23 protein-coding genes are annotated in these 20,944 nt (G+C 70.1%); 12 read left to right on the top strand and 11 right to left on the bottom strand.

All coding sequences use genetic code 11. The annotated features are described in order from the left end of the window. The first annotated feature begins 24 nt into the window (after positions 1-24). The 3 genes from AC07XP_RS28350 (at position 25) to AC07XP_RS28340 (ending at position 2,700) form a co-directional block, all read left to right on the top strand. Positions 25-975, top strand: a complete 951-nt coding sequence (locus AC07XP_RS28350; RefSeq protein WP_070062462.1) for an AEC family transporter — start codon at positions 25-27, stop codon at positions 973-975. 133 nt (positions 976-1,108) lie between these two features. Further along, on the top strand, positions 1,109-1,486 hold the full coding sequence (locus tag AC07XP_RS28345) for a hypothetical protein (RefSeq protein WP_495266532.1): 378 nt from the start codon (positions 1,109-1,111) through the stop codon (positions 1,484-1,486). Then, positions 1,486-2,700: an OmpA family protein gene (locus AC07XP_RS28340; protein WP_495266531.1), complete on the top strand. Its 1,215-nt coding sequence runs from the start codon at positions 1,486-1,488 to the stop codon at positions 2,698-2,700. Before AC07XP_RS28345 ends, AC07XP_RS28340 begins: the two co-directional genes overlap by 1 nt. A 7-nt stretch (positions 2,701-2,707) precedes the next feature. Here the strand turns inward: AC07XP_RS28340 and pdxH are convergent, their stop codons facing one another. Next, entirely contained in the window at positions 2,708-3,364 is a 657-nt protein-coding gene (gene pdxH / locus AC07XP_RS28335) for a pyridoxamine 5'-phosphate oxidase (RefSeq protein WP_095746271.1), read from the bottom strand. A 29-nt stretch (positions 3,365-3,393) separates the two neighbouring features. Here pdxH and AC07XP_RS28330 point away from each other — a divergent pair, with 29 nt between their 5' ends. Further along, positions 3,394-3,963 carry a nucleotidyltransferase family protein gene (locus AC07XP_RS28330; protein WP_495266530.1) on the top strand — a complete coding sequence of 190 codons (570 nt, stop codon included), beginning with the start codon at positions 3,394-3,396 and terminating at the stop codon, positions 3,961-3,963. 17 nt (positions 3,964-3,980) lie between these two features. On the opposite strand, the gene AC07XP_RS28325 is transcribed toward AC07XP_RS28330, so the two are convergent. Both AC07XP_RS28325 and AC07XP_RS28320 read right to left on the bottom strand, forming a co-directional pair. After that, positions 3,981-4,520, bottom strand: coding sequence for a superoxide dismutase family protein (locus AC07XP_RS28325; RefSeq protein WP_369629664.1), 540 nt, complete (start codon positions 4,518-4,520; stop codon positions 3,981-3,983). Next, entirely contained in the window at positions 4,517-5,209 is a 693-nt protein-coding gene (locus AC07XP_RS28320; protein WP_495266529.1) for a gamma-glutamylcyclotransferase, read from the bottom strand. Before AC07XP_RS28320 ends, AC07XP_RS28325 begins: the two co-directional genes overlap by 4 nt. A 135-nt stretch (positions 5,210-5,344) precedes the next feature. Between AC07XP_RS28320 and AC07XP_RS28315 the strand changes: the two genes are divergently transcribed. From AC07XP_RS28315 to AC07XP_RS28300, 4 genes are all read left to right on the top strand, one after another. Further along, positions 5,345-5,896: an OmpA family protein gene (locus tag AC07XP_RS28315; protein WP_495266528.1), complete on the top strand. Its 552-nt coding sequence runs from the start codon at positions 5,345-5,347 to the stop codon at positions 5,894-5,896. A 200-nt stretch (positions 5,897-6,096) separates the two neighbouring features. Then, entirely contained in the window at positions 6,097-7,926 is a 1,830-nt protein-coding gene (gene edd / locus AC07XP_RS28310; RefSeq protein ID WP_495266527.1) for a phosphogluconate dehydratase, read from the top strand. Positions 7,927-7,968: 42 nt separating this feature from the next. Beyond that, positions 7,969-8,604, top strand: coding sequence for a bifunctional 4-hydroxy-2-oxoglutarate aldolase/2-dehydro-3-deoxy-phosphogluconate aldolase (eda, locus tag AC07XP_RS28305; RefSeq protein ID WP_095949017.1), 636 nt, complete (start codon positions 7,969-7,971; stop codon positions 8,602-8,604). 2 nt (positions 8,605-8,606) lie between these two features. Further along, the gene (locus AC07XP_RS28300) at positions 8,607-9,335 is read left to right on the top strand and encodes a haloacid dehalogenase type II (RefSeq protein ID WP_495266526.1); all 729 of its coding nucleotides are present in this window, start codon (positions 8,607-8,609) and stop codon (positions 9,333-9,335) included. 4 nt (positions 9,336-9,339) lie between these two features. Here the strand turns inward: AC07XP_RS28300 and AC07XP_RS28295 are convergent, their stop codons facing one another. From AC07XP_RS28295 to AC07XP_RS28260, 8 genes are all read right to left on the bottom strand, one after another. Beyond that, complete coding sequence (locus AC07XP_RS28295; protein ID WP_495266525.1) at positions 9,340-9,909, bottom strand: DUF1697 domain-containing protein; 570 nt, start codon at positions 9,907-9,909, stop codon at positions 9,340-9,342. A 25-nt stretch (positions 9,910-9,934) separates the two neighbouring features. Further along, the gene (gloA, locus tag AC07XP_RS28290; RefSeq protein ID WP_495266524.1) at positions 9,935-10,348 is read right to left on the bottom strand and encodes a lactoylglutathione lyase; all 414 of its coding nucleotides are present in this window, start codon (positions 10,346-10,348) and stop codon (positions 9,935-9,937) included. A gap of 59 nt (positions 10,349-10,407) precedes the next feature. Then, complete coding sequence (locus AC07XP_RS28285; RefSeq protein ID WP_495266523.1) at positions 10,408-11,088, bottom strand: glutathione S-transferase family protein; 681 nt, start codon at positions 11,086-11,088, stop codon at positions 10,408-10,410. A 100-nt stretch (positions 11,089-11,188) separates the two neighbouring features. Continuing rightward, positions 11,189-12,442: a hypothetical protein gene (locus AC07XP_RS28280; RefSeq protein WP_495266522.1), complete on the bottom strand. Its 1,254-nt coding sequence runs from the start codon at positions 12,440-12,442 to the stop codon at positions 11,189-11,191. A 14-nt stretch (positions 12,443-12,456) separates the two neighbouring features. After that, complete coding sequence (locus tag AC07XP_RS28275) at positions 12,457-13,140, bottom strand: ABC transporter ATP-binding protein (RefSeq protein ID WP_495266521.1); 684 nt, start codon at positions 13,138-13,140, stop codon at positions 12,457-12,459. Beyond that, positions 13,137-14,822 (bottom strand): ABC transporter permease, encoded by a 1,686-nt coding sequence (locus AC07XP_RS28270; protein WP_495266520.1) that lies wholly within the window; start codon positions 14,820-14,822, stop codon positions 13,137-13,139. The genes AC07XP_RS28275 and AC07XP_RS28270 overlap by 4 nt, the downstream gene beginning before the upstream one ends. Positions 14,823-14,857: 35 nt before the next feature. After that, positions 14,858-15,919: a Fe(3+) ABC transporter substrate-binding protein gene (locus AC07XP_RS28265; protein ID WP_062480133.1), complete on the bottom strand. Its 1,062-nt coding sequence runs from the start codon at positions 15,917-15,919 to the stop codon at positions 14,858-14,860. A 142-nt stretch (positions 15,920-16,061) separates the two neighbouring features. Further along, positions 16,062-16,628: a PaaI family thioesterase gene (locus tag AC07XP_RS28260; RefSeq protein WP_070062479.1), complete on the bottom strand. Its 567-nt coding sequence runs from the start codon at positions 16,626-16,628 to the stop codon at positions 16,062-16,064. Between the two features lie 75 nt (positions 16,629-16,703). Here AC07XP_RS28260 and AC07XP_RS28255 point away from each other — a divergent pair, with 75 nt between their 5' ends. The 4 genes from AC07XP_RS28255 to AC07XP_RS28240 all read left to right on the top strand — a co-directional run bounded on the left by AC07XP_RS28255 (position 16,704) and on the right by AC07XP_RS28240 (position 20,770). Further along, the gene (locus tag AC07XP_RS28255; RefSeq protein WP_495266519.1) at positions 16,704-17,159 is read left to right on the top strand and encodes a MarR family winged helix-turn-helix transcriptional regulator; all 456 of its coding nucleotides are present in this window, start codon (positions 16,704-16,706) and stop codon (positions 17,157-17,159) included. A gap of 108 nt (positions 17,160-17,267) precedes the next feature. Further along, a complete protein-coding gene (locus AC07XP_RS28250) occupies positions 17,268-18,584 on the top strand; it encodes an MFS transporter (RefSeq protein ID WP_070062481.1) in 1,317 nt (438 codons plus the stop codon). Between the two features lie 15 nt (positions 18,585-18,599). After that, a complete protein-coding gene (locus tag AC07XP_RS28245) occupies positions 18,600-20,024 on the top strand; it encodes an MATE family efflux transporter (RefSeq protein ID WP_062480125.1) in 1,425 nt (474 codons plus the stop codon). Positions 20,025-20,062: 38 nt separating this feature from the next. After that, positions 20,063-20,770, top strand: a complete 708-nt coding sequence (locus tag AC07XP_RS28240; protein WP_495266518.1) for an SDR family oxidoreductase — start codon at positions 20,063-20,065, stop codon at positions 20,768-20,770. Positions 20,771-20,944: the final 174 nt, after the last annotated feature.

The raw sequence follows: 20,944 nt of genomic DNA, 5'->3' as shown, positions 1-20,944 counted from the left end.
GCGGGCGCGCGCTATCCTCGCCGGGTGAATTCGTTCGTCATTTCTTCCCTGCTGCCCGTCGTTCTCCTCATTGCAGCCGGCTACCTCGCCGGACGGCGCCGGTGGATCGGCGGCAATGCGGTGAAAGACCTGTCGAACCTCATCTTCCTGCTGCTCGCGCCCGCGCTGCTGTTCCGCGCCATGAGCACGGTGCATGTGCAGGAGTTGAGCCTGAAGCCCGTGGCGGCGTACTTCATCGCCTCGGGCCTGCTGTTCGCGGCCACGCTCGCGTGGCGCGGCTTCAACCGCACGGGCGCGGTGCTCGCGCTGGCCAACACCTACAGCAACACCGTGATGATCGGCATCGCGCTGATCGGCCTGGCCTACGGCGAGCCCGGCATGGTGGTGCTGCTCACGCTGATCTCGCTGCACTCGCTCGTGCTCATGACCAGCGCCACCGTGGTGCTCGAACTGGCCGTGGCGCGCGAGCATGCGGCGGTGAGCGGCGCCGACCGGCGCTCCATGGCGCGCACCGTGGGGCGCGCGCTGCGCAACGCCATCATCCATCCGGTGCCACTGCCCATCATCGCGGGCCTGCTGTTCGCGCAGACGGGGCTCGTGATGCCCGAGGTGATCGACAAGCCGATCCAGCTGCTGGGCCAGGCCTTCGGGCCGGTCGCGCTGGTGATGGTGGGCATCACGCTCGCGCTCACGCCCATCGGGCGCCACTGGCGCGGCGCGCTGGTGCAGGCGCTGGTGAAGAACCTCGTGCACCCGCTGCTGGTGGCGCTCATCGGCTGGCTGCTGGGCGTGCGCGGCATTCCGCTCACCGTGATGGTGGTGGCGGCGGCGCTGCCCATCGGCGCCAACGTGTTCCTGTTCTCGCAGCGCTACCGCAGCGCCGAAGACCTGGTCACGGCCAGCGTCGCCGTGTCGACCGTGCTGGCGCTGGGCACGCTCACCCTGGTGATGGTCTGGGTGCAGTGGTTGCCCTGACGGCCCCCATTTCTCCCGCGCCTTTCGCGAACTTTTGCCCGACTGAACGACAGCGGTAGCCCTATGCCGTTTGGCAGGGGTGGCCGTTTGGTGGGCTGGCGAGCGGCGTTCGCGCCCCTACATTTGCCGGCTGATGACGATCTACCCGGCGCGTGTTTCGCCCCTTGCCCTTGCAGTGACGGCGGTGGTCGCGACGGTGATCGCGCTGCACGGCGCGCGCGCGCATGCGGCGGGCGAGGCCAAGCCGTGCCGCACGCCCTGCCTGGCCGTTCCTGTGCCGGCGGAGGCACCGCCGGCCAGGGAAGCGGACCCCAAGCCCGCCGTCGTGCGGCCCGCGCCGAAGCCGCGCCCGCAGATCACCGCCACCGCAGCCCCGGCGCCCGAGGCGCATCGCGAACCCGTCGAGCGGCGTCCCGCGCCTTCGAAACGCTGCAGCGAGATCAACATGCGCGCCGCCGTGGGCGAGCCGCTGTCGGACCAGGACATGACCATTTTGAGGAGCCAGTGCTGATGACCACGACCACCACGAACACCGCCGTCCCCCGAGCCTTGTGGCGCGTGCTGGCGCTGTGCACCGCCGCGCTGCTGGCCGCCGCCTGCGCGCACCGCCCCGCGCCCAGCAGCGCCATGCCCTTCGACCAGGCCGTCACCCAGGCGGTCGACGACCTCATGGTGCAGACCCAGAAGCTGCCGGCCTTCCTGGCCAAGGTGGAGTCGACGCTGACGCAGCGGCGCATCGTGATCGACCCGCTGCTCGAAGGCGCCAGCGGCCAGCAGACCGAGGTGACGCGCGTGGCCGAGCAGCGCATCGTGCAGCGCATGCAGGCGCAGTTCAAGCAGTTCACCGTGACGCCGTTCAACGCCAACGAGATCGGCAACGCGCAGTACGTGCTCAACGGCACGCTGGTGCGCGACAAGGACGCCTCGGGCGCGCCGTACCGGCTGAACCTCGCCATGACCGAGATCAAGAGCGGCATGGTGATCGCGCAGTCGGTGGCGCGCATCAGCGATGCCTCGCTCGACACGCGGCCCACCGCTTTCTTCCGCGACAGCCCCGTGAACGGCAAGGACCGCGGCGTGGAAGGCTATATCCGCACCGCCGAGACGCCGGCCGGGCAGGCCGCCGACGCGCTGTACCTGGAGCGCCTGCCGACCGCCACGGTGCTGCAGGAGGCCACCGCCGCCTACGAGGCCGGCCGCATGAGCGAGGCCCTGAGCCGCTACGAGGCCGCGTCGAAGCGGTCCGATGGTCAGCAGCTGCGCATCTACAGCGGGCTGTACCTCACGCAGTCGCAGCTGGGCCGCACGGCCGATGCCGAGCGCACCTTCGGCACGCTGGCGCGGCTGGGGCTCGAGAGCAACAACCTGAGCGTCAAGTTCCTGTTCAAGCCGGGCTCGACCGACTTCCTGGCCGACCCGAAGATCAGCGCGGCCTACCCGATGTGGCTGCGCCAGATCGCGCGGCAGGCGGCGCAGATCGACGCGTGCGTGGTGGTCACGGGCCACACGAGCCGCACGGGCTCGGAGGCGGTCAACGAGCGGCTGTCGCTGCAGCGCGCGACCAGCGTCAAGGCGCGGCTGGTGGGCGAGGCGCCGCCGCTGTCGAAGAAGCTGCGCGAAGCCGGCATGGGCTTTCGCGAGAACATCGTCGGCACGGGGGCCGACGATGCGAGCGACGCGCTGGACCGGCGCGTCGAATTCAAGGTGGCCGGTTGCGAGGCCTGAGCCAGGCTCAGGGCGCGAGGCGTTCGCGCACCCAGTCCGCACCTTCGAGCCGGTAGCGCAGCCGGTCGTGCAGCCGGCTCTTGCGGCCCTGCCAGAACTCCCAGCGGTCGGGCACCAGCCGGAAGCCGCCCCAGTGCGGCGGACGCGGCGGCGAGAGCAGGTGCCTGGCGGCGTACACGGCGGCGTTCTTCACCAGCACGTCGCGTCCGCTGATCACTTCGCTTTGCGGGCTGGCCCAGGCGCCGATGCGTGAATCGAGCGGGCGGCTGGCGTAGTAGGCGTCGCTCTCCTCGGCACTGACGCGTTCCACGCGGCCTTCGATGCGCACCACGCGCTCCAGTTCGACCCAGTGGAACTGCAGCGAGGCATACGGGTTGCCCGACAGCTCGCGGCCCTTGCGGCTGTCGTAGTTGGTGTACCAGACGATGCCGCGCGCGTCGTAGCCCTTGATGAGCACGATGCGGCTGGACGGCCGCAGGTCGCTGCCCACGGTGCACAGCGTCATCGCGTTGGGCTCGGGGATGTGCGCGTCGACGGCTTCGGTGAGCCAGCGCTCGAACTGCTGGATCGGGTCGGCGGCGCTGCGGGTCTCGTCGAGCTCGGCGCGCTCGTAGCTCTTGCGCAGCGCGGCCAGCGCGTCCTTGGAAAGAGGAGAAGAAGTCATGCCGGGATTGTTGCGCACATACTCGGCCCATGACGACGACAGAGGCGAACTCCCCGACCGTGATCGTGCTGGCCTCGGGCCGTGGCGAGCGTTTCATCGCGGCCGGCGGCACGGGCTCCAAGCTGAAGGCGCTGCTCGCAGGCCGGCCGGTGCTCGAGCGCACGCTCGACGCGGTGCGCGCGAGCGGCCTGCCGTGGCACCTGGAAGACGCGGGGCACCCCGGCATGGGCGATTCGATTGCCGCCGCGGTGCGCGCCACGCCTCACGCGGCGGGCTGGCTGATCCTGCCGGGCGACCTGCCGCTGGTGCAGGCCGCGACGCTGCGGGCGGTGGCCGCCGCGCTCGGCGGGCGGGTGAATGCCGTGCAGCCGGAGTACCGGGGCGAGCGCGGGCATCCGGTGGGCTTTGCGGCGGGCTGCTGGGCGCAGCTGGCGGCGCTGGAGGGGAATCTGGGCGCATCGTCCGTCCTGCGTGCGATGCGTGCCATCGATTCGGTCATCGATCTGGCCGTGGACGATGCCGGCGTCGTGACCGACATCGACACGCCCGAGGCCCTGGCGCGGGCCGAGGCGCTCTGGCAGGCGCGCGCGGGCGCCTGACCACTCACACTTTTTGCTTAGTTCGTGGCAACGACCGCGCAGAGCACGCGCGGGCCGGAGTTGCCGGCGGGCTGCGTCGTGAAGTCGTCGCGGTCGCGGTGCACCACGAGCGCGCGGCCGCGCACGTTGTTGGCGGTGCCGTCGGTCAGCGAGATCGCGTGGTTGTCGACGCTGAAGCGCGCCACGCCGCTGGCATCGGCCACGAGGCTGGGCAGCTCGCCGGCATGGCTGCCGGGCGCGGAGAACTTGCCGTGCGTGCCGCCGGCCGGGTTGAAGTGGCCGCCCGAGGCGTTGCCGTTGTTGCCGCAGTCGCCCTTTTCATGGATGTGGAAACCGTGCTCGCTGCCCGGCGCCAGGCCGCGCACCTCGCCGGACACGCGCACGCCGTGGTCGAGGGCGGTGAGCGTCACCGAGCCGCGCGCGGGGTTGGGCGTGACGGCGGCGGTCGGCGTCAGCTCGACCGTGGTGCTCGGCTTGCCGCCCATGCTGCCGCAGGCGGCGAGCACGGCAGTGGCGAGGAGGGCGGTGCCAGTGGCGAGGAGACGGCGATGGATCATTGGTTTTCCTTGTTGAACGGGGTGGAGGGTTGAGAGGACGCGGTGTCCGAAGACCCCGCAACGTATACCGGAGCCAGGGCTGTCCCGCAATCGGCGGGTGTCTGAAATGGCGGCTCGGCGGCCAGCGCCACCAGCCGGGCCAGTGCCGCGTCGTGGATCGCATGGCGCTGCAGTTCGAGCAGGGTCTGGCGCGCGTAGTCGAGCGAGCTGCCGTAACGGCCCACGGCATTCGCGAAGATGTGGCGGTAGCGCTCGTCGCTGAGCTCGCCCGTGAAGTTCGGGCTGCGCCGCGACAGCGTGAAGGCCAGCGCGCGCACCGGCCCTTCGGCGGTGCCGCATTGCAGCCACTTGGGGTCGTACACGCCGGTCGGCATCTCGCGCAGCCAGAGTCGTTTGAGCGTCTCCAGGCCCTCAGCCTTCGGCACGCGGAACACCACGCCCCGGCAGCTGCCGCCCGAGAGCAGGCCGAACACCAGGCCCGGCGTCTGCACGCTGCCGCGGTTGACGCGGCTCCACATCTTGAGCGCGCGGTGCCAGCCGTGCACCGAGGCCGCGCGCCGCTCCGCAAAGCCGAACTCGGGCCGCCAGATCAGCGAGCCGTAGCCGAACAGCCAGAGATCGTCGCGTCCGCCCCAGTCGGCGATCGCGCGTTCCAGCATCGGCTGCGGGTCGCGCAGCGGACGGGGCATGGGGTCGAGACCCGGCGGACCGGGGTCCGGCGCGCCGGCTGACACGGGGGTGTCGGGGGTGGCGCCTACAATTTCGTGATCATGGTTCACCGCACCATTATTTACCGACCCCTTTCCTACGGAGACCGCGCTTCCATGAACAACGACGACAGCCAGCAGAATTTCGCCCTCGGCTTCCTGGTGGCATTGATCGCGCTCGTGATCATGTTCGTGATCGGCGTCGCCTTCTGGCACAAGGGCCTGGGCGCGACGGCCGCGCAGGCCAAGCCCGTTGTCGCGGCTTCGGCTTCAGCGGCGCCGGGCGGCGCGGTGCAGGTGACCGAAGTCACCGAGACCGTCACCGTGGTGATCCCCGACGGCGCCAGCATCCGCGTGGTCGGCGGCGTGGTGAACTTCTACTTCGCGACCGGCAGCGCCGACCTCGCACCGGGCGCGGCCGAGGCGCTGGCCCTGGTCATCAAGGGCGTCGAGGGTGGCCGCAAGGCGGTGGTCTCGGGCTTCCACGACACCACCGGCGACGCCGCCGTGAACGAGGAACTGGCCAAGAAGCGCGCCCAGATGGTGCGCGAGGTGCTGGCGGGCCTGGGCGTGCCGGCCGAGAAGATCGACCTGCAAAAGCCCGCCGTCACCGCCGGATCGGGCAACAACGCCGAGGCGCGCCGCGTCGAGGTCCGGCTGGTCGACTGAGCGATCCGGCCTTCCGCATCCCCCAAGGAAAAACCCGGCATGGCCGGGTTTTTTTGTGCCTGCACGCGACCGGGTGCATGCCTGAGTAATTTCGTATCGTTCTGCGGCCGGATTTCATCGGGGCGTCGCGCTCGAATTGGTACGATGGGCCTCCAGGCCCACAGTCGCGCCGGCGACACGCAGCAAGAGCCAACTTCCCCATGAGCAGCACACACCCCACCGTCCGCGACGTCACCGATCGCATCCGCGCGCGCAGCCGCGACACGCGCAGCACCTACCTCACGCGCCTGGCCGAGATCCGCGCCCGCGACCGCGGCTCCGACCGCATGGGCTGCGCCAACGTGGCGCACGCCGTGGCGGGTATCCCGGCCAACGACAAGTTCAAGGTGGTGGCCGAGCGCGCGCCCAACCTGGGCATCGTCACGGCCTACAACGACATGCTCTCGGCCCACGCGCCGTACCAGGGCTACCCGGACATCATCAAGCACGAGGCCCGCCGCCACGGCGCCACGGCGCAGGTCGCGGGCGGCGTGCCCGCCATGTGCGACGGCGTCACGCAGGGCACGCCCGGCATGGAGCTGAGCCTGTTCAGCCGCGACCTGATCGCCATGAGCACCGCCGTCGCGCTCACGCACGACATGTTCGACGGCGCCCTGATGCTCGGCGTGTGCGACAAGATCGTGCCGGGCCTGCTGATTGGCGCGCTGCACTTCGGCCACCTGCCCACCGTCTTCGTGCCCGCTGGGCCGATGCCCTCGGGCCTGTCGAACACCGCCAAATCGAAGGTGCGCGAGCAGGCGGCGCAGGGCCTCGTGGGCCGCCAGGGCCTGCTCGAGGCCGAAATGGCCGCCTATCACACGGTCGGCACCTGCACCTTCTATGGCACTGCCAACAGCAACCAGATGCTGCTGGAGGCCATGGGCCTGCACGTGCCCGGCACGGCCTTCATCCAGCCCGGCGACGCCATGCGCGAAACGCTCACGCGCGAAGCGGTGCGCTCGGTGCTCGGCAAGGCGAGCGACACGGCCTTCAACTGCCCGCCCATCGGCGAGATGGTCGACGAGCGCTGCATCGTCAACGCCATGGTCGCGCTGCTGGCCACGGGCGGCTCCACCAACCACCTGATTCACTGGGTGGCCGTGGCGCGCGCCGCGGGCATCCTCATCGACTGGGACGACTTCTCCCAGCTGTCCGACGTGGTGCCGCTGCTCACGCGCGTGTACCCCAACGGCAGCGCCGACGTGAACGAGTTCCAGGCCTGCGGCGGCCCGGGCTTCGTGATCGGCGAGCTGGTCGAGGCCGGACTGATGCACGCCGACGTGCTCACGGTGCGCGCCGGCGGCATCCGCGAATTCGCCAACATCCCGTCGCTGGCCGGCGAGAACACGCTGCAATGGACGCCCGCTGCGCCGCTGCAGAAGGAAGCCGTCACGCGACCGGTGGCCAGCCCCTTCAGCGCCACCGGCGGCCTCAAGCTGCTCAGCGGCAACCTGGGGCGCAGCGTGATCAAGGTGTCGTCGGTGCCCGACGACCGCCACGTCATCGAAGCGCCCGCGCGCGTCTTCGACTCGCAGGCCGCGCTGCAGAAAGCGTTCACGGCCGGCGAGCTGGAGCGCGACGTGGTCTGCGTGGTGCGCTGGCAGGGCCCGCAGGCCAACGGCATGCCCGAGCTGCACAAGCTCACGCCGCCGCTGTCGGTGCTGCAGGGCAAGGGCTTCCGCGTGGCGCTGGTGACCGACGGGCGCATGAGCGGCGCCTCGGGCAAGATCCCCGCGGCCATCCACGTGTCGCCCGAAGCTGCCGCCGGCGGCCCGCTGGCCAAGGTGCGCGACGGCGACCTGATCCGCCTCGACGCCGTAGCGGGTACGCTCGCCGTGTTGCTGCCCGAAGACGAATGGGCCGCGCGCGAGACCGCGATGCTGTCCGACGCGCAACGCACCGCCGACGGGCACGGCCTGGGCCGCGAACTGTTCGCCGGCATGCGCCGTAACGCACTGACCGCAGAAGAGGGCGCCTGCACCTGGATGTGACAGGGCCCCGCGTGGGCCGCAAGAAACTTTTGGAGCCATGAGATGACAGACAGACTCACCCCCCTCGACGTGATGCGCGACGCACCCGTCATTCCGGTCATCGTGCTGAACGACGTGAAGCACGCCGTGCCGCTGGCGCGCGCGCTGGTCGCAGGCGGCATCCGCATGCTCGAAGTGACGCTGCGCACGCCGCAGGCGCTGCAGTGCATCGAGGCCATCGCCAAGGAAGTGCCTGAAGCCGTCGCCGGCGCGGGCACCATCCGCAGCGCGGCCGACGCACAGGCCTCGGCGCTGGCCGGCGCGAAGTTCGGCGTGAGCCCGGGCTACACGCGCGCGGTCGGCAAGGCCTGCCACGACCTCGGCCTGCCGCTGCTGCCCGGCGTGGCCACCGGCAGCGAGATCATGACGGCGCAGGAAGACGGCTACACCCAGCTGAAGTTTTTCCCCGCGCTGCAGGCCGGCGGCCTGCCGATGCTCAAGGCCTGGCAGGGCCCGTTCGGCGACGTCACCTTCTGCCCAACGGGCGGCATCCATGCGGGCAACGCGGCCGAGTTCCTCGCGCTGTCGAACGTGGCCTGCGTGGGCGGTTCGTGGATCGTGCCGACCGACGCCATCCGCGACGGCGACTGGACCCGCATCGAGCAACTGGCGCGCGCCGCGAGCCAGCTGCCCCGCTGAGCATGTCGGCCGATTTCGACGCGGGCGACCTCAAGGTCATCGCGTTCGACGTGTTCGGCACGGTGGTCGACTGGCACAGCGGCATTGCGGCCGAGGTCGAGCGCGTGCTGCCCGGCGTGGACGGCGGGGCCTTTGCGCTGGCCTGGCGCGCCGGCTACCAGCCCGCCATGAAGGCCGTGATGGAACGCATTGCAGCCGGCGAGGGCGGCTTCACGCTGCTCGACGAGCTGCACCTGAGCATGCTCGAACAGGTGCTGCACGACTTCAGCCTGGCCGACCACCTCGACAGCGCCGCCAAGCGCGACCTGAGCCGCGCCTGGCACCGCCTGCCGGCCTGGCCCGATGCGGTCGAGGGGCTCACGCGGCTCAAGAAGAAGTTCACCATCTGCACGCTCTCCAACGGCAACATCGGCCTGCTCACCGAGATGGCCAAGCGCGCCGGCCTGCCCTGGGACTGCGTGCTGTCGGCCGAGGTGTTCAAGGCCTACAAGCCCGACCCGCGCACCTACCTCGGCGTGGCAGGCGTGTTCGACGCCACGCCGGGCCAGGTCATGCTCGCTGCCGCGCACCACGACGACCTGGCGGCTGCACGCGTGTGCGGCCTGAAGACGGCGTACATCGAGCGGCCCCACGAGTTCGGCCGCAACCAGCCGAAGGACGTGTCGCCGCAGCCGGACAACAGCCTGCATGTGCGCGACATCGTCGCGCTGGCCGACCGGCTGGGCTGCTGATCGATCAGTCCGTGATGAGTTTTTCCACCGTGCGCAGGTTGCGCGTGGTGGTGCTCGACTTGTAGCGGGTCTTCGCGAGCAGCTTCGCCACCGGCGTCTCCAGGCTTTCGCCGAGCGGGCACTGCCAGTACAGCACGCCATCGCCGCGCACCAGCCGTTCGACCTTGGCGTCGACCGTGCCGGCCTTGTCCATGATCTCGTCGAGCATCGCGGCATCGGAGCCGAACACGAGGTACGGATGGTGCGTGTCGTCGATGCGCTCAAAGGGATAGCCCGCCGCCATGTCGGCCACCTGCCGCTGCGTGAGCAAGACGATCCACGCCTCGTAGCCGAAGCACTGGCGCAGCGCTTTCTCGATGCGCGTGCGCAGCGCGGCGGCATCGGGCGCGTCGGTGTCGAACAGCACGTTGCCGCTGGCGAGCACCGTGCGCACCGCGCCGAAGCCGAGTTCGTCGACGAACAGCGCCTTCAGGTCGGCGCTCTTGATCGTGATGCCGTTGACGTTCACGCCGCGCAGCAGGGCGACGTAGCGCGTCAGCGGCGCGTCCTTCTTCTTTGTCTTCGGGCTTGCCATGGTGTTGCGTGCCGCCCGAAACGGCTCAGCGCAGGCCGCCGCCCGACGCGTTCTCGTTGCGCTGGATCAGCTCGATCTTGTAGCCATCGGGGTCCGTCACGAAGGCGATCACCGTCGTGCCGCCCTTGACCGGGCCGGCCTCGCGCGTCACGTTACCGCCGGCGGCCTTGATCTTGTCGCAGGCCGCGTAGGCATCGCGCACGCCGAGCGCGATGTGGCCGTAGGCGGTGCCGAGCTCGTAGCTCTCGGTGCCCCAGTTGTAGGTGAGCTCGATCTCGGCCTGGTCGGGGTTGCCGTTGCCGTAACCGACGAAAGCGAGGCTGTACTTGTACTCGGGGTTTTCCGACGTGCGAAGCAGCGTCATGCCGAGCACCTGCGTGTAGAAGTCGATGGAGCGCTGGAGATTGCCAACGCGCAGCATGGTGTGGAGAAGTCGCATCTCGTGGGTCGTGTCGTTATGGGGGGAAGGGGGCTATTGTCGCCCTCTGCTTCTTGCGATCAAGCCGCCAGCGTCAGCAGGTGCGCTTGGTACTTCTTCAGGAAATCCATCAGGTGCCGTGGGTACTCGGGCACCACCGCCGCGCGCACGCTGGGCCGCGCCGCCAGCGCATGGCGCCAGGCATTCACCTTGGGCAGCGCATCGAACAGGTGCGAATCGCTGATCGCATCGAACACCTCGAAGTAGCGGAACACCGGCGCGAACACCGCATCGACGAGGCTGAAGGCTTCGCCCGCGAAGTAGGGGCCTTGCCCCAGCGCGGCCTCGACGCGTTCGAACCTGGCGGCCAGCGCCTCGCGCTTTTGCGCGAACACGGCGGCGTCCTGCGTGGTCTCGTAGCCCCACAGGTCGGCGAGGATGGCCGAGCCGAATTCCATCCATGCGCGATGCTGCGCACGTGCGAGCGGATCTTCGGGGTGCAGGCGAGCGCCGGGCTGCGTCTCCTCGAGGTATTCGCAGATCACGTTGCTCTCGAACAGCACGGTTTCCGTGCCATCGGGGCGCTGCACCTTCAGCAGCGGCACCTTGCCCAGCGGCGAGATGTCGAGAAACCACTGGGGCTTGTTCGCGAGATCGATCACGACGCGCTCGAAGGGCACGTTCTTCTCGTGCAGCGCGATCGCGGCGCGTTGCACGTAGGGGCACAGCAGGTGGCTGACGAGGGTGAGGGCCTGGGTCATGGGGCGTTCCGTTCTCGAAGAGTTGGGGGCAGGATCGCCGCGATTCTTGCGGGCCTGAACAACCTTTTCTGGAAAAGCCCATTCGGGCGGCGCCCGGTTGCTACGGCTTGGGAAAGAGGTACGCGCCGGCCGCAGGTTTGAGAAGGGGCTTGAGTTCGGTGAACGGCAGCGCCACCGTGGTGCCGAGGCAGGCGCCGAGCGCGTGCGGCACGCCGCTGACCGCGACGGCCAGCGCATCGCGCCCGCGGGTGCGCTCGAAATGCAACGCCAGGTACTCGGGCCACACCTCGTCGCAACCCGTGGACTGCGGGTCTGCGGACGCGGCGGACTGGGGCGCACGTCCCTCTGCCTCCAGCTTCTTCCCGATCAGCGCCATGAGCGTCTTGCTCGGCACGAACCCGTCCGGCGTCCTGGTGAACGCGCGGAACAGGCGATGGAAGTCGAGGTACTCGCCACGGACCAGGTCGAGCGTGTAGGGCGCGTAGTGGTTGTGGGGATGGGCGCCGCCGCAGTCGGCGCTTCCCGATTCGACGACGCTCATCAGCGTCGGGCTGAGAAAGGTGACGCGCACCGATTCCGCGTCGTAGTTTCCCAGCGAGCCGGCCGCCGGGTGCGTCTCTGTGTAAAGGGTTGCCTTGCATTCGAGCGCGGCGAGGCTGAGCTGTCCGTGCCTGCGCGCGAGGATGGCGTTGACCTTCTCGACGACGCGCGCATTCGGGTGTCGCGTGAGCCGCGGATAGGAAAAGCGCGTGCGCGGATCGATGACCATGCGCCATGCCACCGCTCCGCTGACGTGCTCCACGCCTTGCTTGAGCGATGTCTGCAGCTTCAGGTGGTCGTAGGGTGCCGTCTCGATGGAAACCGGTGCGTCCGAAGCCGCGCCGGTGGTGTTGCCTGGCGGGATGGAGTGCGTTACCGGCTCGGTGTCGCCGGGACTCTTGTCCGGGTCGTACTGGCGAACTTGCCGAAGCTCGAACGCGACGTTCTGCTTACCAGGGCCATGGCTCCAGCTTCCGGCAAAGGTGCCGTCGATCATCTGGCCGCGCCATGTCGGACCCGGCTGTCGGGTCTGCGCGTCTTCGAACAACGGCGCGTTGCCGCCTTGTGCCGCCCGGTACATCGCCTCGCCCTGGATCGGGAGGGCTTCCACGAGTTTCGTCACTGGCCCGGAGAGCGGAATGTCGACGCCGTGGCGGCGATAGAAGTACCGCCCGCCGCCAGTGGCATTCACTTCGAGCACGACCTCGCTGGTGCCGAGGGTGCCTTGGTAGACCGTACGGACTTCTGCCAGGGCCGGCATCGCCGACCCGAGCAACATCGCCCACGCGAGGAATAGTCGGGTCGCCTTGTGCATCGGAGCGCCTCCCTTTACGAGGCCGTCTCCAGCCAGTGCGTGATCCGCCCGTTGTGCATCACGCCGATGCGGTCGGCCATCGCATGCGCCTCGGCCTCGTTGTGCGTGACCAGGATCGCGGTCTGCCCGGCCTTCTTCAGGATGCCGCGCACCTCGGCGGTCAAGCGCTCGCGCGTGCCGCCGTCGAGGTTGGAAAACGGTTCGTCCAGCAGCAGCAAGGCGGGCGATGGCGCCAGCGCGCGGGCCAGCGCGATGCGCTGCTGCTGGCCGCCCGACAGTTCGTGCGGGTAGCGCTCGCCGGCCTCGGCCAGGCCGACCAGCGCGAGCATCTCGGCCACGCGTGCCTGCTGCGCCGCGCGGCCCAGGCGGCGCAGGCCGAAGGCGACGTTCCTGGCGGCCGACAGGTGCGGGAACAGCGCGTACTCCTGGAACATCATGCCCACGCGCCGTTGCTCGGGCGGCAGGTGCTTCTGCGGCGACGACAGCAGTGCGTCGCCGAGGCGGATGGTGCCGGCGCGCACGGGCTCGAAGCCGGCGATGGCGCGCAGCACCGTGGTCTTGCCGCAGCCCGAGGGGCCGAACAGGCAGGCGATCTCGCCCGCGGGCAGGTCCAGCGAAAAGCCGTCGACCACCGTGTGCGGGCCGCGCGGCGTGTCGTACGCGAGCTGGAGCGAGTCGAGATGAAGCGGGGAACTCATGCGGGGTCCGTGTCGGGGGGCGTCACCGCCGGTGTCGTGCCGAGCTGGTTGCGCGCCAGCAGCACCACCGGCAGCAGGCCGGCGACCACGATGGCCAGCGCGGCGATCGCGCCTTCCTCGTAGGTGCCGCGCGCGGCCTCGGCGTAGAGCCAGGTGGCGAGGGTGTCGAAGTTGGCCGGGCGCAGCAGCAGCGTGGCCGGCAGTTCCTTCATGGCGTCGACGAAGACCAGCAGCGCGCCCGCCGCGATGGCAGGCTGCAGCAGCGGAAGGTGCACGCGGCGCAGCGTGCCGCCGGTGGTTTCGCCGAGCAGACGCGAGGCCTGCTCGATGGCCGGCGGAATGCGCGCCAGCCCGGCCTCGATGCCGCCCACGGGCATCGCAAGAAAACGGATCGCGCAGGCCATGACCAGCACGATGCCCGCGCCCATCAGCGGCAGGCCTTGCCAGCCCATCGCGCCGGCCAGCGCCGCGTCGAAGGCCAGCGCCGGCGTCAGCAGGCCGATGGCGAGCACCGTGCCCGGCACCGCGTAGCCCAGCGTGGCCACGCGCGCCTGCCAGCGGGCGCGGTTGAGGCTCGTGCCTTGGCTGCGCGAGGCCCAGGCCACGACCAGCCCCGCCGCCACGGCCACCACCGTCACGCCGGCCGCGAGCGCCAGCGTGTTGCCCAGGCTGGCCACGAGGCCCTGCGAAATGCCGCCGCCCTGGTACAGCCGTTTGCCGCTTTCCCAGACCAGGTACAGCGCGGGCGCGACGAAGCCGATCAGCACCGGCAGCGCCGCCGTCGCGGTCACCGCCCAGGCCGCGCCGCCGTGCAGGCGCCGGGGCTGCACCGCGCGCATGCGCTGCGCGGAGCCGAAGCGCTGGTGCTGGCGACCGTTGCGTTCGAGCCAGACCAGCGCCACCACCACGAACAGCATCGCGCAGGCGATCTGCGCGGCGCCGGCCAGGTCGGAGCGCGTGATCCAGGTGGTGTAGACCGCCACCGTCAGCGTGTTCACGCCGAGGAATTCGGAGGCGCCGATGTCGTTGAGCGTCTCGAGCAGCGCCAGGCTCAGGCCGACGGCCAGCGCCGGCCGCGCCAGCGGCAGCGCCACGCGAAAGAAGGCGCCGCGCCGGTTCTCGCCGAGCGTGCGCGCCGCTTCCAGCAGGTGCGCCGGCTGGGTCATGAACATCGCGCGCGCCGTCATGTAGACGTACGGATAGAGCACGAAGCCCAGCACGAAGATCGCGCCCGGCATCGAGCGCAGGTCGGGCAGGCGGAACTGGCGCGGGCTGTCGAAGCCCAGCATCCAGCGGATCGCGCCCTGCACGGGGCCGATCGGGTGCAGCAGGTCGAGGTAGGCGAAGGCGACGATGTAGGTCGGCATCGCCAGTGGCAGCAGCAGCGCCCAGTTGAGCACGCCGCGGCCGGGAAAGTCATGCGCCGTGACCAGCCAGGCGCAGCCGGTGCCGATCACGAGGACGAGGGTGCCGACGCCCGCAAGCAGCAGCGCCGTGTTGAGCGCCGCCTGCGGCAGCACGTGCGCGAACAGCGGCCCCCAGTGGCCGACGCCCGAGCCGAACGCGAGCCAAGCCAGCGTGAGCACCGGCGCGAGCACGCCGAGCGCGATCAGGAACGACGCGCAGCGCCATGCCGGGCCCGCGGCGCGCAGGCCCGGCGGCTGGCGCCGCGAAATCAGCATTCAGTTGCCGGCAAGGTGTGCCCGGCCATGCAAGGTCACTGGTCGAAGCCGACCTTGTCGACGAGGGCGCTGGCCTGCTTGCGGTACTTGGCAATCTCGGTCAGCGGCAGCGGATCGACCTTCAGCTCGCCGATGGACTGGCCGATGATCGGGTCGAGGGCCACGCCCTTGCGCACCGGGTACTCGTAGTTGGCGTCGGCGTACAGCGCCTGGGCCGGTTCCGACACCAGGAACTCGAGCAGCTTGACCGCGTTGGCGCGCTGCGGTGCGTTCTTGGCCACGGCCGCGCCGCTGATGTTCACGTGCGTGCCGCCGCTCTTGGCGCTGGCAAAGGTCGGGCGGATCACCTTGATGGCGTCGCCCCACTTGCGCGCGTCGGTGCCTTCCTTGGCGCTCTTCATCTGGCCCACGTAGTACGAGTTGGCCACGCCGATGTCGCAGATGCCGCCGAGGATGTCGCGCGCCACGTCGCGGTCGCCGCCGGTGGCCTTGCGCGCCAGGTTGCCCTTGACGCCGCGCAGCCACTGCTCGGTCTTGGCTTCGCCGTCGTGCGCGATCATCGCGGCCACCAGGGCCGTGTTGTAGGGGTGCTGGCCGGCGCGGATGCAGACCTTGCCCTTGTACTTCGGGTTGGCCAGGTCTTCGTAGCGGAAGCTGGTCAGCGGCTGGTTCTTGTCGGCGTACAGCACGCGCGCGCGCAGCGAGAGCGCGAACCATTGGCCGTCGGCGCCGCGCAGGTTGGCCGGAATGGCCGACTCGAGCGCGGCCGACTTCACCGGCTGCGTCACGCCGCCTTCGACGAGGTCGACGAGGTTGCCGATGTCCACCGTCATCAGCACGTCGGCCGGCGAGCGCGCGCCTTCGGCCTTCACGCGTTCCAGCAGGCCGTCCTTCACGAACACCGTGTTGACCTTGATCTTGCTCTGCGCGCTGAACGCCGAGATCAGCGGCTGGATCAGCGCCGGCTCGCGCGTCGTGTAGAGCGTGAGCTCGTCATTGGCGGCGTGCGCGGGCAGGGCGGTGAGGGCGAGCCAGGCGGCAGAAACGCCGAGGAGGGCGTGCGCCACGCGGCCCTGGGGGCCGGAACGGTCGGTCATGAAGGATCCTCCAGGTGCGGTGAGGTGTTCTAGGAAAGGCATCGGCGACGACGGAGCCTGTCGCTGATGCGAACAATTATCACTGACAGGGAGGAGCGGGTTTTCCTTTTGGCTTACAGCTTGAGGGCCTACTTGAAACGCCTCACCGTCCCGCCGGCACCTCGAACACCAGGCACGTCGTCGTCGCATGCGCATACAGCGTGCCGTCCGCCCCGACCAGCCGGGCCTCGGCTGTGGCGAGCTGCTTGCCGCAGTGGATCACCTTGCCTTCGGCGCGCACGCGCTGCACCTTCGGCGTGAGGCCCTTGACGTAATTCACGCTGAGCTCGGCTGTGGTGTACGCGCGACCGGGCGGCATCATGGTGTGGACCGAGCAGCCCAGCGCGGAGTCGAGCATCGTGGCGACCCAGCCGCCGTGGATGGTGCCCAGCGGGTTCAGGTGCTGCGGCAGCGGCGTGCCCTGGAAGATGGCGATGCCCTTGCTGACCGAGACGATGGTGAAGTCCAGCGTCTTGGCGATGGCGGCGTAGGGAATCTCGCCGTTGAGCATGGCCTGCATGACCTCCAGGCCAGTCTTGCCGGCGACCTGCTCGGGGCGCGCGAGCCCGGGGCCGGGGCCGTTCTCAAGGCGCTCGGCGATCTGCCGTTCTTCGGCGATCCATGCGTCGAGCAGATGGGAGGGGGTGTCGGTGAAAGCTTGCTGCGTCATGCCTGTGTTCCTGCTGGGGGCTTTGCGGGGAGGGGTTGATTGCATATGCAATAGTTGCACATACAATAATACCCCATGGACACACCCACCCAACCCCGCGGCTGCACCAGCTTCAAGACGCGACAGCTGATGCGCCGCCTGACGCAGCACTACGACGCCGAGGTGTCGCGCAGCGGCCTCAAGACCACGCAGTACTCGCTGCTGTCGCACCTCAAGCGCCTGGGCTCGATGCGCCCGGTCGACCTGGCGGGCGAGCTCAAGATGACCGCCTCCACGCTGAGCCGCAACCTGCAGCCGCTCATTACCGCGGGCTGGGTGGCGCAAGTGGCGGGCGCCGATGCGCGCAGCCGGCTGGTGTCGCTCACCGACGCCGGCGACGCCAAGTGGCGCGAAGCGCAGCAGCACTGGAAGACGGCGCAGCTCAAGCTCAATGCGCTGCTGGGCGTGGAGCGCGTGCTGGCGCTGCATGCGCTCATCGACGAATCGCTCGCGCTGCTGGGCACGGGCGAGCCGGTCGACGTGCAGGACTGACGCTCCCACCCCTTTCAACGAACACGTTCCGCGCCCCTGAAGCCGCGCGGCCGGATTCCCTGTCTCTTCGTTTCTCCCCCGACCCATTCCAACAGTTCCAGAGGTCCCATGTTCGCCACCCACGTCTCCGCATGGCTGCAGCGCCGCGGCATCCACTACGGCTGGATCGTCGCCGCCGTCACCTTCCTGACCATGCTCACCATGTCGGCCGCGCTCGGCCTGCCGGGCGCGATGATGAAGCCGCTCGGCGAGGAGTTCGGCTGGAGCACCGAGCAGATCTCGTCCGCGCTCGCGCTGCGCTTTGCGCTCTTCGGCCTCATGGGCCCGTTCGCCGCGGTGCTGATGGAGCGCTACGGCCTGCGCGCGGTGATGTGCGCCGGCCTCACGCTGGTCGGCCTGGGCATGGCGCTGGTCACCACGGCCTCGCAGCTGTGGCAACTCTTCGTGCTGTGGAGCCTGATGCTCGGCCTGGGCACCGGCATGACGGCGCTGGTGCTCGGCGCCGTGGTGGCCAACCGCTGGTTCGTCGCGCGGCGCGGCCTGGTCGTGGGCATGCTCACGGCCAGCGCGGCCACCGGCCAGCTGGCCTTCCTGCCGCTGGCGGCCTGGATGATCGAGCACTGGGGCTGGCGCTCGGCCATCGTGCCGATCGTGGTGGGCAGCGTGGTGATTGCGCTGCTCGCGCTGTGCCTGGTGCGCAACCGGCCGTCGGACATCGGCCTGCTGCCCTACGGTGAAGCCCCCGGCACGCAGCCGGCGCCGGCACCCGCCTTCACGATGAACTTCGCCACGCCGTTCCGCGTGCTGCGCGAGGTGGCGACCAACCGCACCTTCCTGATCCTGGCCGGCACCTTCTTCATCTGCGGCCTGAGCACCAACGGCCTGGTGCAGACGCATTTCATCTCGCTGTGCGGCGACTACGGCATGAGCGCCGTGCCCGCCGCCTCGGTGCTCGCGATGATGGGCGCCTTCGACTTCGTCGGCACCATCCTGTCGGGTTGGCTCTCCGACCGCTACGACAACCGCAAGCTGCTCTTCTGGTACTACGGCCTGCGCGGGCTGTCGCTGTTCTGGCTGCCGCATTCGGAATTCACGATCTACGGCCTGGGCCTGTTCGCGATGTTCTACGGCCTGGACTGGATCGCCACCGTGCCGCCGACCGTCAAGCTCGCGGGCGCCGCCTTTGGCCCCGCGAAGGTCGGGCTGGTGTTCGGCTGGATCTTCGCGGCTCACCAGCTGGGCGCGGCCACCGCGGCCTACGGCGCGGGCTTTGCGCGCACGCTGCTGCTGACCTACACGCCGGCGTTGTACACGGCCGGCGCGGCCTGCCTGCTTGCGGCGGTGATCGTCATGGCGATCCGCCGTCCCGCCAAGACCGCCACCGCACCGGCTGCGGCCACCACCAACGCCGCCGCACGCGCCTGACCGCCGGAGACCCGCATGACCACCCCCCAACAAGCGAACGGCGACCTCGATCCGCGCACGCGCCGCCTGCTCGAGGCGCCCATCATCCCCACGCTGCTGCGGCTGGCCGCGCCCAATGTGCTCGTGATGCTGGCGCAGGCCTCCGTCGGGCTCATCGAGACCTACTTCGTCGGCAAGCTCGGCACCGACGCGCTGGCCGGCATGGCGCTGGTGTTCCCCATCGTCATGCTGATGCAGATGACCTCCAGCGGCGCGATGGGCGGCGGCATCGCCTCGTCGATCGCGCGTGCGCTGGGCGCGCGCCGCCGGGGCGACGCCGATGCGCTGGTGTGGCATGCGGTGGTCATCGCGATCGGCTTCGGCCTGTGCTTCACGCTGGCGCTGCTGCTGGGCGGGCGCTGGCTCTACGGCGTGATGGGCGGCACCGGCGCGGCGCTGGAAGCCGCGCTCACGTACTCGAACTGGGTGTTCGCGGGCGCGGTGCTGGTGTGGCTGTTCAACTCGCTGTCCGCGATCATCCGCGGCACCGGCAACATGGCGGTGCCGGCCAACGTGACGGTGGTGGGCGTGGTGTTCCTCATTCCCGCATCGCCGCTCCTGATCTTCGGCATCGGGCCGTGGGGCGGCATGGGCATCGCGGGCGGGGCGCTGGCGCTCTTGCTGTACTACCTGCTGGGCTCGCTCGCGCTCATCGCCTACCTGCGCTCGCCGCGCAGCCTGCTGCGGCCCACGCTGGCGGCGTTCCAGATGCGCTGGCCGCTGTTCCGCGACATCCTGCGCATCGGCCTGATCGGCACGGTGTCGACCGTGGCGACGAACCTGTCGATCGGTATCGCCACCGCACTCACCGGCCATTTCGGCGCGGGCGCGCTGGCCGGCTACGGCACCGCGTCGCGGCTCGAATACCTGCTCGTGCCGCTGGTGTTCGGCCTCGGCGCGCCGCTGGTCGCGATGGTCGGCACCTGCATGGGCGCAGGGCTGCGCGAGCGCGCGCTGCGTGCCACCTGGGCTGGCGCGGCGCTGGCCTTCGGCATGGCCGAGGTCATCGGGCTGGCCGCCGCGCTGTTCCCGCGTCCGTGGCTGATGCTGTTCGGCCACGACCCCGTGATGCTCGAGACCGGCGCACACTACCTGCGCGTGGTGGGGCCGTTGTACGGTTTCTTCGGCGTCGGGCTGGTGCTGTACTTCGCCTCGCAGGGCGCGGGCCGGCTGCTGTGGCCGGTGCTCGGCAACATCGCGCGGCTCGCCGTGGCGGGCACCGGCGGATGGCTGGCGCTGCGCTGGGGCGGCGGGCTCACCGGCGTGTTCGCGGCGCAGGGCGTGGCGCTGGTGGTGTACGGCATCGTCATTGCTTCGGCCATCGCGGGTGGTGCGTGGTTCGGCCGCGTCGGCTGGCCGCGCACGACCCAGGGGCTGCTGCGCCGCGTGGCGCAGGCCTGAAGCGCTCTCGCTATCTCTTCATTAACGAAAGGCTCGTCATGCAGATCAAGGATTCCGTCGTCTTCATCACCGGCGCCAACCGGGGGCTCGGCCTGGCGTTCGCCAAGGCGGCGCTCGCGGCCGGCGCGCGCAAGGTCTACGGGGCCGCGCGCGACCCCAAGAGCATCACGCTCGCGGGCGTCGTGCCCGTGGCGCTCGATGTCACGCAGCCCGCGCAGATCGAAGCTGCCGTGCGCGCCTGCGGCGACGTGATGCTGCTGGTCAACAACGCGGGCATCTCGCGCGGATCGAGCTTCCTGGGTTCGGCCGACGCGGTGGCCGCGGCGCGCGCCGAGTTCGAGACCAACTTCTTCGGCCCCTGGGCGCTCACACAGGCCTTTGCGCCCGTGCTCGCGTCGAATGGCGGGGGTGCGGTCCTCAACGTGCTGTCGGCCCTGGCCTGGACGACGTTCCCCGGCGTGGCGACCTACAGCGCCACCAAGTCGGCGGCCTGGTCGCTGAGCAACGGCTTGCGCAACGAGCTGGCGGGGCAGGGCACGCAGGTCACGAGCCTGCACGTGGCGCTCATGGACACCGACATGGCGGCGCGCCTGCCCGGCCCCAAGACATCCCCCGACGACGCCGCGCGCCAGGCACTGGCGGGCGTGGAAGCAGGGCTGCCCGAGGTGCTGGCCGACGAGGTCACGCGCCAGCTCAAGCAGAGCCTTTCGACCGAGCGGCCCGCCTATGCGAGCCCGCCGGCCTGAGGGCGTGCGTCAGTAGCGGTAGGGGTTGTTGGGGCGGCGGTCGTAACGGTTGGGCACACCGTCGCCGTCGTTGTCCCGGCGGCCGTGGCGACGGCCTTCCCAGTCGCGGCGGCCGTGGTCGTAGTAACCGTGGCGACGCGGACCGTCGTAGTAGCCCGGGTGGTAGTGGCGCGG

Source organism: Variovorax sp. GW531-E2, assembly GCF_059423125.1.
Note: the sequence above shows the minus strand (reverse complement) of the source record. Positions and strands in the feature narration are given on the sequence as shown.